The organism is Maribellus sp. YY47 (genome assembly GCF_023111095.1).
In the GTDB taxonomy this organism is placed as follows: Bacteria; Bacteroidota; Bacteroidia; order Bacteroidales; family Prolixibacteraceae; genus Draconibacterium.
Window position 1 is genome coordinate 51,352 of the sequence record NZ_JALGYW010000013.1, and the last position, 13,936, is coordinate 65,287.

The following is a 13,936-nucleotide window of genomic DNA, read 5'->3' on the forward strand; positions in this document are numbered from 1 at the left end:
TAATCGGCGCTCTCCGGTCCGTCAGCAGACGGGCGAAAATACTTTAAAGCACAATTATCTGGTTTTTAACTCTTTTTACCTTTCTCGTTAAAAGGATAGTGAATGTAAGTCCGTCAGTTGACGGATTACTTCATGCACAACAAAAGTTTAACGTTGCTTTCATTTGTCTTATCGATGGTTGTCCAATAAGTCAAATTACGCTTACGTTTTGTACTCTTTTTAGTCAGAATATGACTTTTGTAGGCGTGCTTCCTTTTAATTTTACCACTTCCGGTCAATCTAAAACGTTTTTTAGCACCGGAGTTCGTTTTCATTTTTGGCATAATTCCTACTAATTAAATGTTATCAAAGAACTATATATTCATGTATTTTGGGTTTCGCCTCCATACATGTGAAATAAATCCGGAGAACCGGACTATTTCTTTTTAGGTGAAATAAACATCGTCATACGTTTGCCTTCCAGTTTAGGCATTTGCTCCACTGCTCCTACCTCTTCAAGGGCAGTTGCTAGCTTTAGCAATAAAATTTCGCCCTGCTCTTTAAACAGTATCGAACGTCCTTTAAAGAATACAAATGCTTTTACTTTTGCACCCTCCTGAAGGAATTTTTCTGCATGACGCAATTTAAACTGGAAGTCATGCTCATCGGTTTGAGGACCAAAGCGGATTTCTTTTACCACAATCTTGGTGGCTTTGGCCTTCATCTCTTTTTGTTTCTTTTTTTGCTGATAAAGAAACTTAGAGTAATCTGTAATCTTGCAAACAGGTGGATCGGCTTTTGGTGAAATTTCTACCAAATCCAATTCCATTTCATCAGCCATTCTAAGTGCATCTCGTAACTGAAATATACCGGGATTCTCAATGTTTTCCCCTACCAGACGCACTTGTGGAACACGGATTTTCTGATTAATCCGGTGTTGCGGTTCTTCTTCTTTTCTAGGCTGAAAATTTCTTGGGCCTTTTCTTTTAATAGCTATTTTACGTTCCTCCTAACGTTAGTTATACAATCCTGATAATTGCTCTCTTACTTCGTTTGCGATAAATTCTGCAAATTCGTTTACTTTCATTGTTCCCTTATCTCCTTCTCCCTGGCGTCTAACTGAAACCGTCTCTTCTTCGGCCTCTTTTTCCCCAACAATCAGCAAATAAGGAATCCGTTTTAATTCGTTGTCGCGTATCTTCCTACCAATCTTTTCGTTACGGTCGTCAACGACGGTGCGAATATCGGAAATATTTAGAACTTCTGAAACTTTTTTAGCATAATCGTTATACTTTTCACTTATCGGCAAAACAACTGCCTGCTCCGGTGTCAGCCATAACGGGAACTTACCGGCAGTGTGTTCTATTAACACTGCAACAAAGCGTTCCATTGATCCGAAGGGTGCACGGTGAATCATTACCGGGCGGTGACGCTTATCGTCTGAACCGATATATTCCAGTTCAAAACGCTCCGGAAGGTTGTAATCCACCTGAACTGTTCCCAGCTGCCAGCTTCTTCCCAGTGCATCTTTGATCATGAAATCAAGCTTTGGTCCGTAGAAAGCAGCTTCTCCTAGCTCGGTTACGGTATTTAATCCTTTTTCTTCACACGCTTCAATAATAGCACGTTCGGCTTTGTCCCAGTTTTCGGGCGATCCAATGTACTTTTCCGGTTTCTCCGGATCACGCAACGAAATCTGTGCGGTATAATTTTCAAAACTTAGCGCCTTGAAAATGATAAAAATAATATCGATTACTTTCTTAAACTCATCTTTTACCTGATCGGGACGACAGAAAAGGTGAGCATCATCCTGAGTAAAACCGCGAACACGGGTCAGACCATGCAATTCACCACTCATTTCGTAACGATAAACGGTGCCGAATTCTGCCATACGTACCGGAAGGTCCTTGTATGACCGTGGCCAGGCTTTGTAAATTTCGCAGTGATGCGGACAGTTCATCGGTTTCAGTAAATACTCTTCGCCTTCGGCCGGAGTTGTGATCGGCTGGAACGAATCTTTACCGTATTTCTGAAAGTGACCCGAGGTTTTGTACAGTTTCACATCTCCGATATGGGGAGTGATTACCTGTTCATATCCGTATTTTTTCTGAACTTTTTTCAGAAATGTTTCGAGCTGCTCGCGCAATTGTGCTCCTTTCGGAAGCCACAACGGCAAACCCTGCCCTACATTTTCTGAAAAAGTGAACAGCTGCATTTCTTTCCCTACTTTGCGGTGGTCGCGTTTTTTTGCTTCCTCCAGCATTACCAGGTACTCGTCGAGCATTTTCTGTTTCGGAAAAGTAACTCCGTAAATACGGGTCAACATTCTATTGTGCTCGTCGCCACGCCAGTATGCACCGGCAATCGACATTAATTTAATCGCTTTAATATAGCCGGTGTTCGGCAAATGTGGTCCACGGCATAGATCGGTAAAGTTACCCTGGTTGTACAAGGTAATTGTTCCGTCTTCCAGCTCGCTGATAAGCTCCTGTTTTAGCTCGTCATTTTTTTGAGTAAACATGGCCATAGCATCGTTCTTCGAGATCTCGGAACGAACAATGTCATTTTTCTGACGGGCCAGTTCAAGCATTTTCTTTTCGATATTCACCAGGTCTTTGTCCGAAATGGTTTTCCCCTCGGGCAGATCGATATCGTAGTAAAAACCGGTGTCAACAGTAGGGCCGATACCAAATTTGGTTCCCGGGAAAAACGATTCGATCGCCTCGGCCATCAGGTGAGCCGACGAATGCCAGAAGGTGTCTTTCCCTTCCCGGTCGTCCCACGTGTAAAGTTTTATCTTCGCATCGTGTTCAATCTTCCGGGTGAGGTCCCAAACCACACCATCAACTGATACCGACAAAACATCTTTTGCCAGCCTTGGTGAAATGGATTCTGCTACCTCCATTCCGGTTACTGCAGCATCAAATTCGCGTACACTATTGTCCGGTAGTGTTATCTTAATCATTATCTGTTGGTTTCAGTTCCCTCCTGAAGTTTGTTCCGGAAATTCAACAGCGAAGTATCAATATTCAGAACAAATCAGACCAGGAACAGTTTTAACTTATCTATGGTCTTTTTTAAAAGTGGGGCAAAGATAATGAATCCTTTAATATTTCATCATTTCAAAAGATTTGTACTCAATTATTTTAACCCAAATTTTCAACACCGATGTATTGATATCCTGTCATTCGCAATCTGGAGTGCAAATTCTTTTTTTCGAAAAAGTCAAAATAAGTATTCCAAAGCACCGGCTTACGGATTGCTGCGATTTTGCATTAAAACAAATAAAATAATTACGATATGCATATTTTATCTATCAATATATTATTTGATTGAGAATTTATTCCGTTATTTGCAAGCATTAAAGACTGCTTATTTATTGTTCAAATCAATTTCATAACTCAACAAATTAGGTAAAATGCCATTCGGATCAATTTTCGTGTGGCATTTTTTATTAATCGTACCAAGGTAAGCCTGTGTGTTTGCTAACGTGAAGCGGAATTCGGTATTCCAGTATAATCTCGTGTGTTCCGTTTGAATTTATGTTACTACTGAAATTAAAATCGTAGGTATAGCCCAGCCGCATATTCGGAGTAAGATGAATACCGGTAATCAGCGTCAATTCAGGAACAGATCGGTAAGTGAACCCAATATCAAATAATTCTGTGGGACCTTTTAATAAGCCCGTAGGTCGTTTAAAACGGACGATGGAAGACGCCTCCACATAGGTCAGGTTTCTTCTGTTAGCCAATTGAATTCCGGCAGTAATGTTATAAACCTCTGAATCAGAATTCCGGTAAAGGGCGTAGAAATAGCGGTGGTTGCTGATTAGAAAATCATCATCTTGTTTCCACAAAGCGAAAATATGGGTGGACGAAAAGCCTGCCAGAAAATGTTTGGCCTGAAGCTCTACTCCCACATGGGCATCGGGCGAGGTAAAACGTTTGTCGGAGTAATCCAAGGCCGGATCATCAGCAATCACAGGATCATAAAGCGAGGCATTTACCCGGCGGGTATAAACGCCTGCAGCCATCCCGAGCGACAAGTCGAGTTGCGGCGTTAACCCTACCCTGTGTGCATATTGAAATGTTGGATTCGATGCTGTGGTTAAACCAATTTCATCGCGGCTTACCGAAAATCCATAGGCAGATTGATGCTCGTCGGAAAAACCGGAAGCCTGCAATGTATATACGGTTGGAGCACCTTCTATTCCGGTCCATTGACGCCGGACATTGGAAAATACGTAAACAAAACCGTCGCGCGCTATCGATGCCGGATTAAAATGGGAACGGTTGTACCAATGTGTCGAACTTGACACATCAGCCTGTCCCATCGCCGGGTATTGAAGGAGTATTAATATTGAAAGTAAGAGAAGTAAAAAGCGTGTTTTCATTCGTCTTTGGTTGTATATTTTGAGGTGATTCATGGAACTCGCATGATATTATAGTGTTATCGTATGTGGCAAAATACTTGTCATGCTCGTTTCATCCGGAATTATCTGACAAGGGTTATAAATCCGGTTTTCACCTGATCCTGCGCGTAGGCATCTTTGTAGTTCACTGTATAATAGTAGGTATCGGGATCAGCATTTCGCCCTTTGTAGATGCCGTTCCAGCCTTCATTGCCCGAATACAGAAGTATTCCGTTTCTGTCCACCACCTTAATACTGTAGTCCTCCAGGAAAAGATCGTTTATCCCATCATTATTGGGTGTAAAAACATTGGGAACAAACAGGTCAACCGCAACAGAAGCAGCGCTCGTTTGCGTACAGCCCCATTCATTAATTGCGGTAACGGTAACATCGAATACAATCAATTCGTTCGGTATGGTGTAGTAATGCATAAACGAAGACGCCCTGGTTTGTGTCCCGTCGCCCATATCCCATAAAAACTCAACGCCGTCTTCCGACGAAGCTGTACAATCGACTTGCGGATTTCGGCTATTTACCGAGCTAGTAGAAAGCGAAAAATTCATCGTAGGACTTGAAACTTCCTGAACATTTACTTTTATTTCTTTGACACACCCCCGTGCATTTGTTCCTGTTACGGAGTGTTTACCACCTTCATAAACCCTTATGGAATCAACCACTTCACCAGTATCCCAAAGATACTCCAGCGCACCTTCAGCTCTTAATGTCATGGTAGTTCCTTCGCATAAAAAGCTGTCGCCATCCAACGTAAAACTCCATTCTGGATCTTCCAGAATGCTAAATGATATGGTATCCGAAACACAACCTTCGGAAGAATGCCCCAGCATCCAGTAATCACCTCCCGGAGCGCCGAAAACAACGCTTGAATCTGTAACTCCCGAACTCCATTCGTATCGGTATGCACCATATGCTGTCAATTCAGTTTTCAGCCCGGGGCAATACGTTGTGTCGCCGGAAAAGCCCACCAACGGAGGAGAAAAAGACTCGACCTGTTTCAATAAAGTATCGGTACATCCGGAGGGAGGATTGTAAACGATCAGTTGCACATCGTGCATTCCCGAGGTTTGAAATTTATGCCTTGGATCTTTTGAGTCGATGATTTCACCTTCTCCAAAATCCCATTTGTAATCCAATGTACCGTTATTGGTTTCTGAGTTGTTGATCATTTGCACTTCATTCGAGAAGCAATCAATCATTTTGGATGAAAAGTCAGCTACCGGTTCATAACGCGCAATAGTTGACGAAAGACTTACCTCGCAACCTGTTTCCGAATTCATTACACAATAATAGGTATCACCTTCTTTCGGGTCCTCAATCATCAGGTCGCGTTTGGTATCCGCTACCGTCACCTGGTCATCCTTGAGCCATTTATAGGCCTCAAAACCCTCCGGTGCTTCAAGCTTGGCATACGAATCGCCGGTACAGTAATCCACAGTAATATACAATGGCATGCAGTCTACCACAAAATAAGCGTATCCATAATGGTAATGACCTGTGCAATCAGCCGATAAAAATTCAATGGTAATCTCCTCTCCAATATAGCCGGTTAAATCGGCTCCCACAGTCGTCCAGTCTCGCCATTTTACAGGAACATTTGATCCGGAAGGATTATATGTTTTAAATTCGGAGTCCATATTTCCGGATGAAAAAACGTCGTAATTGGAGCAATCCTCAATTGCACCGCCATTTTCATCAAAAAGTGAAAGCTGAAAATGGGGTTCCATTTCTGATACATTATCATGCGTAGTTGAATACTGCAATACACAGGCAAATTTCAGCAATAAAAAAGCATTGGAAGAATCAACCTTCATGGTGTAACGCAAACTCTGCTGCCAGCATCTCGGACTTTTATCCGATCCGGAGAGTTCACATCCCAATCGGGCCGAGTGCGTATAACCCTCGGGAATCATTTTTAATTGATTTCCTGTATTACTGTCATATCCCGACCGATCGGAGATAATCACATGCCGTCGTGATGTGGGAATAGCAACCACGCCCGGCGAGGTGTTAAAGGTGGCAGGGACATCGGATGAAGTACTATACCTCCACTGATACCCGGTCCAGCCATCAAAATTCCCTTTTTCAAACCCAATATTTTTTGATCCTACAGGACCTGCTTTTGCCTTGTCGGTAGCCATCAAAAGGCCGCTAACAAGCAACAGCAGCGTTATAATTTTCATCCCGTTAAGTTGTTAGACTAATTTTTAAAACGGATATTTTTATCTTTTTGGTCGTCAGAAAACGATACACATGTAATTAGAAGGTGAAATGAAATTTCCCTAAATTTTCCATGTACATTTATTCATCAGTGCTTAAAAATAGCAATTATACTGAAATAGATAATCTATTACACAGATTAAGGTTTGGCGGAACATTTTCTTATTTTTGTCTTCATCGCAAAAGAAAAAATAGCATGAAGAAAATCTTTTTATTAATGGCTGCTGTTTTGGTTATGGCAGCAGCAAAGGCCCAGGACGCGGGCACATTCACTCTTGAAGATATTTTTGTTAAAGGGACATTCCGTACTTCGTCGGTCTACGGCCTCCGTTCCATGAACGACGGAATTCATTATACAACCATGGAAGGCAACTCCAAAGTGGTAAAATACAGTTACCAAACCGGAAACGAAGTAGAAGTTTTGTTTGATGTGAAAAGTGTAAAAGATGCTCCCATTGCTTCTTTTTCCGATTATGAATTTAGTGCCGATGAAACTCAAATTTTGCTGACCACGAATGTGAAACCAATTTACCGACATTCGTTTACCGCACAATATTATGTATGGAATTCGGTTACCAGGGAACTCACAGAGTTGTCGGACAAAGGCCCGCAACAACTGGCCACTTTTTCGCCCGACGGGAACCGGGTTGCCTATGTTCGCGACAATAATATTTTCGTTAAGAACCTGAAGTTTGGAAGTACGACTCAGGCAACTTTTGATGGCAAAAAGAATGAAATCATCAATGGTGCTCCCGACTGGGTTTATGAGGAAGAATTTGGGTTTAACAAAGCGTTTTGGTGGTCGCCCAACAGCGAATTTGTTTCTTTTATCCGCTTCGACGAACGCGAAGTGCCTGAGTTTTCGATGCCGATGTACGCAGGATTGAAGCCCGAACACAACGAATTTAAACTGTATCCGGGGTGGGAAACCTTTAAATATCCGAAGGCCGGCGAAAAAAATTCCCTGGTTCAGGTGTTGAGTTACGAAATCAAAACCAAGAAAACAATTCCGGTAAATATCGGAACTGAAACCGACCTGTACATTCCCCGACTCAACTGGTCGCCCGAAAATGAATTGCTTGTCATGCGTTTAAACCGGCTTCAGAATCAGCTGGATATTTTGTATGCGAATCCGTATACCGGCGAATCGCATGAAGTGATGACAGAAAAGAACAAACGTTATGTTGATGAAGATTTTCTCAATTCATTAACCTTTCTGGACAACGGAAATTTTGTGGTTTTGAGCGAGCGTAACGGTTGGTCGCACCTATACTTATACGACAAACAGGGCATTGAAATCGCGCAACTAACCGACGGCGATTTTGACGTAACCGATTTTTACGGCTACGACACTGAAAAAAAGGTGTATTACTACCAGGCGGCTGCCGAATCGCCGCTGCGTCGCGAAGTATATTACATCAGTCAGGATAAAAAATTAAAAGGAAAGTTGTCGACTCAGGAAGGAACCAACCGCGCGGTTTTCAGTAAGAATTTCAGGTATTACATCAACTATTTCAGCAACAGTAAAACACCAACTTATATTACCTTGCACGAGATGAAAAAGAACGAAATGATTCGTTTTCTGCAAGATAATACCGTGTTGAAAAACACGCTAAAAAACATGAGCATTCCGCAGAAAGAATTCTTCTCCTTTAAAACTTCCGAAGGAATTGAGTTAAACGGATACATGATTAAACCGCTTGGTTTTGACGCTTCGAAAAAGTACCCGGTTTTTATGACACAATACAGCGGCCCTAATTCGCAAAGTGTTACCGACTCGTGGGGCGGCATTGGCTGGAACGAGTACCTGGCACAGGAAGGATTTCTGGTGGTTTGTGTCGATCCGCGGGGAACCGCAGCACGTGGCGAAGATTTCAGAAAAGTTACCTACATGCAGTTGGGTAAATACGAATCGGATGACCAAGTGGAAGCTGCCCGTTACCTGGGAACCCTGCCTTTTGTAGATGCTTCGAACATTGCTATTTTCGGCTGGAGCTACGGTGGATTTATGACATTGCTTTCGCTTGAAAAAGGAGGTGATGTGTTTAAAGCCGGTATTTCGGTAGCCCCGGTAACCAACTGGCGCTTTTACGATACGGTTTACACCGAACGTTATATGCGCACCCCGCAATTAAATCCGGATGGATACGACGACAATTCGCCACTTAACCATGCCGCCGACATTACAGGAAGATTGCTGATTATTCATGGTAGCGCTGATGATAATGTGCATGTACAAAACACCTTTGAAATGACCGAAGAACTGGTACAGGCCGGTGTTCAGTTCGATATGGCTATTTACACCAACCGCAACCACGGAATACGCGGAGGAAATACCACCATGCATCTTTACACCAAAATGACGAACTTTTTGAAAGAACAGTTGCAGTAAGTAATATTCAATAAGGGCAAAGTATTTTTTAAACTGTTGTATCAAAAGGTAAAATTTCTATCATGAGTATTGAAATCATTTCGATGGCAGTATTCTTGACATTTATTGTCGGGGTGCTAATGATTGACCTTGTATTTGTAGGACGGAAGGTGCATATTATTTCAGCCAAAGAGGCTATCGCATGGAGCGTTGTCTGGATATCTCTTGGACTGTCGTTCTATTTTGTTCTATTTTACTTTGTCCATTTGCTACATGGCATTACCACTCTCGAGGAATTGCGGGAAATATGCAGACTTTATAATCCTTATATTGAGTTCAAAACCAATACTTTTGACCAAATGCTCGCAGAATACCGGAAAGCACAGGCCATTAACTATCTCTCCGGATATTTTATTGAAAAGACCCTTTCGATCGACAATATTTTTGTGATGATGATGATTCTTACCGGATTTTCCGTGCCGCAAAAAGATTATAAACTCATTCTTTTCTGGGGAATTTTTGGTGCGATTGTATTACGTTTTGCATTCATTTTTGCCGGTGTGGCTATCATTCACCGTTTCGAGTGGGTGTTGTTTGTTTTTGGTGGATTCCTTTTGTATCAGGGCATAAAAATCCTGTTTGAAAAAAACAAGAAACCCAAAAATCCCAAAGATTCCAAATTGGTAAAATGGGTAAGCCGTCACATCAACGTTACCACTGAATATGGGCACGACAGTTTTTGGTTTCGCGAGAAAGGAAAACTTGTATTCACCCCGCTTTTCCTGGTACTGATCATGATTGAATTCTCGGATCTTATTTTTGCATTCGATTCCATACCCGCCATCTTTGCTGTTTCACGCGATCCGTACATTGTATTTTTCTCCAACGTTTTTGCGATTCTGGGATTACGTGCACTGTTCTTCCTGCTGGCCAATCTTATCAACAAATTTCGTTTTCTTAAACCAGGAGTGGCATTACTGCTTGTGTTTGTGGGAGCCAAATTATTGTTTCACAAAAATCTGAGAGATTGGGGCTTTCAACCTGAATATTCGCTTTATTTTATCGGAGCGGTTCTGGTGATAAGTATTTTGCTTTCTGTGCTTTTCCCGAAAAAAGAAGCTAGTAATTAGAGATAGTATCGTAGTCGGGCAAAAACCAACCGCCATTTTATATTTGTAAGAAATGGACTATTTTCACATAACTGAATAATCATAAGAATCATGAAAAAGTTGGGCAGTTATTTTTTTCAGGGCGTGTTATTGGTGGCCCCCGTAGCCATTATCATTTATATTCTCTATTCTGTTTTTGTTACAGTCGATGGCTGGTTGATCGACAACCTGAAACCAGTGGTCGGTGTTCATATTCCCGGACTCGGAATTATCATCCTGGTTGTTTCACTTACTATACTTGGCTTTATCGGGCAGACGGCGTTGGTGGAACCCATCAAGCATTTGGGAGAAAGTTTTATCAAGCGAATTCCTTTACTAAACCTTCTATATACTTCGCTAAAAGATTTGTTTTCGGCATTTGTGGGCAACGAAAAGAAATTCAATGTACCGGTGAAGGTGCATTTCAATAAGGAAAATAACCTCTGGAAACTGGGATTTATTACCAAAGATTCGTTGGAGGAATTTGATATGGAGGGAATGACAGCTGTTTATTTTCCGCATTCCTACAACTTTTCCGGCGAACTGTATGTGGTTCCTGCTGATCGTGTCGAAAAGCTCTCGCTGTCTCCTTCCGAAGTAATGAAATTTGTAGTTTCGGGCGGTGTAACGCGACTTGACGGCCCCGAGGATAAACTTCAGAAACCGGAGAAATAACCTTACTGATTCATGTGTTTTTTATAGAAGTCCACTTTTTCTTCATCGCCAAAACGGGCATAAATATTAGCCAGGTAACTCGCGTATTCTTTCCCGGGTTTTTGTTCCCATAGTTTTTCCAAATACGGTAGCGCTTTTTTGAAATCGGCGGTCACCAGGTCGAGTTCTTTTAGCAAGGTAGTGTATTGTTTGCGGGTTTTATTTTCCTCGTATTTCTTCATTTCTGTTTCGTAACGGTTCTGCCCTGCCCAATAATATTTTTTTGCCATCCAGTCGAGCGCATCCGTTTGGTCGGGATTTACAAACAGCAAAGCCGAAGCCACAGAATCGCATTTCGCATCATTTTCGAGCTTTTTATTTACTTCCAAATATGTTTCCAGGTTGTCCTCATTTTGCTGTGCCTTCTCTCCTATTTTTCCCCAGAATTGATTAGCCAGTTCCCACGAACTTATTTCTGCATACAACTGAAAGAGCCTTCCGTTTACCTTTTCATTGCCCGATCCATTTTGTTCGACATACGTCTCTAGAGCCGACAATTCTTTCGAAAGATTGCCCTCCGATTGGTATATTTCGGCCAACGTTTGATACATTTCAGCATCGGCGTAATTTTTATACCGTGCCTGATCGAACCAGCTTTTGGCCGTCTCCGAATCGCCTGCCTTGAAAGCCAGTTTCGCGGCCTTCGCAAAGTCAGCGCCTTCAATTTGTTCAATCGGAGTACTCTCCACAAACGACTTCCACTGGGCTAATGCAGCAGCATAATTTCCTGCTGCCTCGTAAGTCTCAGCTTCGGTTTTGGCATTTGTAAGCACTTTGGGAGCGCTGCAACTATAAATCAGAAAGGGAGTAATCACGAACAGAATAAACTTGCTAAATCTCATAATCATATTTATTGCGCCGCAAAACTAAGCATTTCGCAAAAGAATCGAAAAGAGCTGAGAATTATTAGCTCGATGCTACCAAAGTTTGACTTTTTACCTGCCTCGATTTATGAAATCTGACGGAAATATGTATCAATTTTTGTAGCCAAATCAAAATCCTTTTCGGTTAAACCTCCGGCAGAATGTGTGCTCAATGCAATATTCACCTTGTTATACGAATTCTCCCAATTCGGGTGATGATCAGCTTTTTCGGCCAGCAAAGCCACTGCTGTCATAAACGAAAAGGCTGCCGTAAAATCTTTCAGCCGAAACGAGCGCTTTATAAACTGTCCGTCCAGTTGCCAGGAAGAATCGAGCTGCTGCAAATTTTCCCTGATTTGTTGATCACTGAATGTTTTCATGTCCGCTGTTTTTCTGTTTCTATAAGTAAAACAGACAACACTTCAACATGTTCTGATCTCATGGTCCAGATCATAACAACAGGCTCCATGCGAGTTTTATTTGTCTGAATTACTATATCTCCAGTAAGTAGAATTAAAAGCTAAAAATGGACAGGTTACGTGGTTTAGTTTCATGAAAATAGTAAGTTGATTATAGGTTGTTTATGGTTTATTCAGATCATTCTTCCATTTTATATGCCTCCATTAAACGGCTAATTGTTTGAGTTTACAACGACATCGGTTGGAGGAAATTAAACAGGATTCCCATCAGCAAGGCAATTCCGAAACTCAACAACGTGCCGATCAACACATATTCGGTGAGTTTTCTGTCTTTGGCTTCTTTCAAATCGCCAAAACGAAAAATCGACTTGGCAGCAAGTAAAAAGCCGATTGCTTCCCACTTTCCGGCAATAACAAAAGCAAACACAAACAAACGCTCGAGGATTCCGATAAAATTACCGGCGCTTACCAGCGAGTCCGTATTGTTGCTGCCGGTGTCGGGTGTCCATTTTGAAATAATAATCCGGATCAATACGGACACAGGTTGCGTTAAAGCATACAAACATGTGATAAGCAACAGGAAATTCTGGTTCCCGAAAATACTAAATACATTGAGCGAAACAGACTGGCTCCAGGCCCAAATCAATACAATGGCGGAAAGATGGATGATCTGATCGGCAAAAAACCAGGCCCGTTTGCTGGTTGGCTTCTGAAAATACAATTTCAAAATATCGGTTGTAAAATGCAGAAGCGTCAGCAAAACCGCCCACATAATGAAATCAGCCTGCCCTACAAACAGGCAGATCAAGGCAAAGTGAATGCCTACGTGCGCATATAATTGCCAGGCGCGCCATTTTTTTTGCTCTTTGGCAACTACCCATGCATCGGGTTGCAAAATAAAATCACCTAACAAATGTGCGAATATGAGTTTTAGTAAAATCATAGGATATGCTTTTCAACTTTCAATTATTCAACATTTTGTAGCCCTTACTTTAATCCTTCTACCCGGTTTTTGTACCAGTCTAGCAAATCAAGTATTTCATCGAAGTTAGCTCTTTTCAGCCGGTTGCTGATGGCATTTTGCCTGATTCCGAGCATATCTCCAAGTTGTGCCTGCGATTTTTCCGGGTGTTTCAGCGCCAGGTGAACCATTTCTGCAGAGTTAACCGTCCAGGCATTCATGGAAACAAGTGCCAGCCGGAGCATGAGATTCATGTCGCGGTTAAACGTTTCAAAGGGAGAGGCAAACGCCAGGTTTTGCTTTGCTTTCGCGAGTTTTTCAAATGCTTCCCCCGAGTAAACAAAGGCACTTCCGTTTGATTCGGTGATGTGGGTTGCACTGTATGTCTTCTCTCCTATTCCGATCGACATACGCACATCTCCTTTCCGGATGCTTTTGATCGCGGCTTTGATTTTTACGGCCGTTTTCAGCGCCTGCCCGGGATCTGCGATTTCCACCTGAAAACTATCCCCCCGGTAAATTTCCCAAGTTGCAGGCTGGTTGCCAATTTCGTTTAACTCTTGTTTTAATTTTGTGAGCCACTCTTCAGCCACGAGTTTTTTTGATTGGATAATATCGCCGGTAATTACACTGATCATGCATTTAATTTTCCCTAAAATTATCACTTTATTTAATGATAAACAAAAATATCATCGAATTAAGTGATTTTGTCAAATATCATTTATTCAAAAGATATAAATGAAAACGAGACGTCAAAAAGTAAGCGTTTTATCGGCCTATTCCACCAAAGCAAAAAAAACAATCATCGTTGCGATTGTGTTGCTTTCAGGTTTCC

Annotated in this window: 12 protein-coding genes; 3 read left to right on the forward strand and 9 right to left on the reverse strand. The window is 41.9% G+C overall.

Annotated elements, in window-relative coordinates:
• Positions 1 to 125: 125 nt before the first annotated feature.
• From rpmI to MR764_RS12045, 5 genes are all read right to left on the reverse strand, one after another.
• A complete protein-coding gene (gene rpmI / locus MR764_RS12025) occupies positions 126 to 323 on the reverse strand; it encodes a 50S ribosomal protein L35 (RefSeq protein ID WP_038562273.1) in 198 nt (65 codons plus the stop codon).
• Positions 324 to 415: 92 nt separating this feature from the next.
• Positions 416 to 976 carry a translation initiation factor IF-3 gene (infC, locus tag MR764_RS12030; protein ID WP_348773079.1) on the reverse strand — a complete coding sequence of 187 codons (561 nt, stop codon included), beginning with the start codon at positions 974 to 976 and terminating at the stop codon, positions 416 to 418.
• Positions 977 to 994: 18 nt separating this feature from the next.
• Positions 995 to 2,944, reverse strand: coding sequence for a threonine--tRNA ligase (gene thrS / locus MR764_RS12035; RefSeq protein ID WP_247979667.1), 1,950 nt, complete (start codon positions 2,942 to 2,944; stop codon positions 995 to 997).
• Between the two features lie 489 nt (positions 2,945 to 3,433).
• Positions 3,434 to 4,372, reverse strand: coding sequence for a PorP/SprF family type IX secretion system membrane protein (locus MR764_RS12040; RefSeq protein ID WP_247979668.1), 939 nt, complete (start codon positions 4,370 to 4,372; stop codon positions 3,434 to 3,436).
• Positions 4,373 to 4,473: 101 nt separating this feature from the next.
• Positions 4,474 to 6,588, reverse strand: a complete 2,115-nt coding sequence (locus MR764_RS12045) for a PKD domain-containing protein (RefSeq protein ID WP_247979669.1) — start codon at positions 6,586 to 6,588, stop codon at positions 4,474 to 4,476.
• A gap of 233 nt (positions 6,589 to 6,821) precedes the next feature.
• Here MR764_RS12045 and MR764_RS12050 point away from each other — a divergent pair, with 233 nt between their 5' ends.
• From MR764_RS12050 to MR764_RS12060, 3 genes are all read left to right on the forward strand, one after another.
• The gene (locus MR764_RS12050) at positions 6,822 to 9,017 is read left to right on the forward strand and encodes a S9 family peptidase (RefSeq protein WP_247979670.1); all 2,196 of its coding nucleotides are present in this window, start codon (positions 6,822 to 6,824) and stop codon (positions 9,015 to 9,017) included.
• Between the two features lie 62 nt (positions 9,018 to 9,079).
• A complete protein-coding gene (locus MR764_RS12055) occupies positions 9,080 to 10,126 on the forward strand; it encodes a TerC/Alx family metal homeostasis membrane protein (RefSeq protein WP_247979671.1) in 1,047 nt (348 codons plus the stop codon).
• A 90-nt stretch (positions 10,127 to 10,216) separates the two neighbouring features.
• The gene (locus tag MR764_RS12060) at positions 10,217 to 10,819 is read left to right on the forward strand and encodes a DUF502 domain-containing protein (RefSeq protein WP_247979672.1); all 603 of its coding nucleotides are present in this window, start codon (positions 10,217 to 10,219) and stop codon (positions 10,817 to 10,819) included.
• A 2-nt stretch (positions 10,820 to 10,821) separates the two neighbouring features.
• Here MR764_RS12060 and MR764_RS12065 read toward each other — a convergent pair whose 3' ends face one another.
• The 4 genes from MR764_RS12065 to MR764_RS12080 form a co-directional block, all read right to left on the reverse strand.
• On the reverse strand, positions 10,822 to 11,700 hold the full coding sequence (locus MR764_RS12065) for a hypothetical protein (RefSeq protein WP_247979673.1): 879 nt from the start codon (positions 11,698 to 11,700) through the stop codon (positions 10,822 to 10,824).
• Positions 11,701 to 11,807: 107 nt separating this feature from the next.
• A complete protein-coding gene (locus tag MR764_RS12070) occupies positions 11,808 to 12,101 on the reverse strand; it encodes a 4a-hydroxytetrahydrobiopterin dehydratase (protein ID WP_247979674.1) in 294 nt (97 codons plus the stop codon).
• 265 nt (positions 12,102 to 12,366) lie between these two features.
• Positions 12,367 to 13,083 (reverse strand): DUF3307 domain-containing protein, encoded by a 717-nt coding sequence (locus MR764_RS12075; RefSeq protein WP_247979675.1) that lies wholly within the window; start codon positions 13,081 to 13,083, stop codon positions 12,367 to 12,369.
• 44 nt (positions 13,084 to 13,127) lie between these two features.
• Entirely contained in the window at positions 13,128 to 13,739 is a 612-nt protein-coding gene (locus MR764_RS12080; RefSeq protein WP_247979676.1) for a SatD family protein, read from the reverse strand.
• Between the last annotated feature and the right edge of the window lie 197 nt (positions 13,740 to 13,936).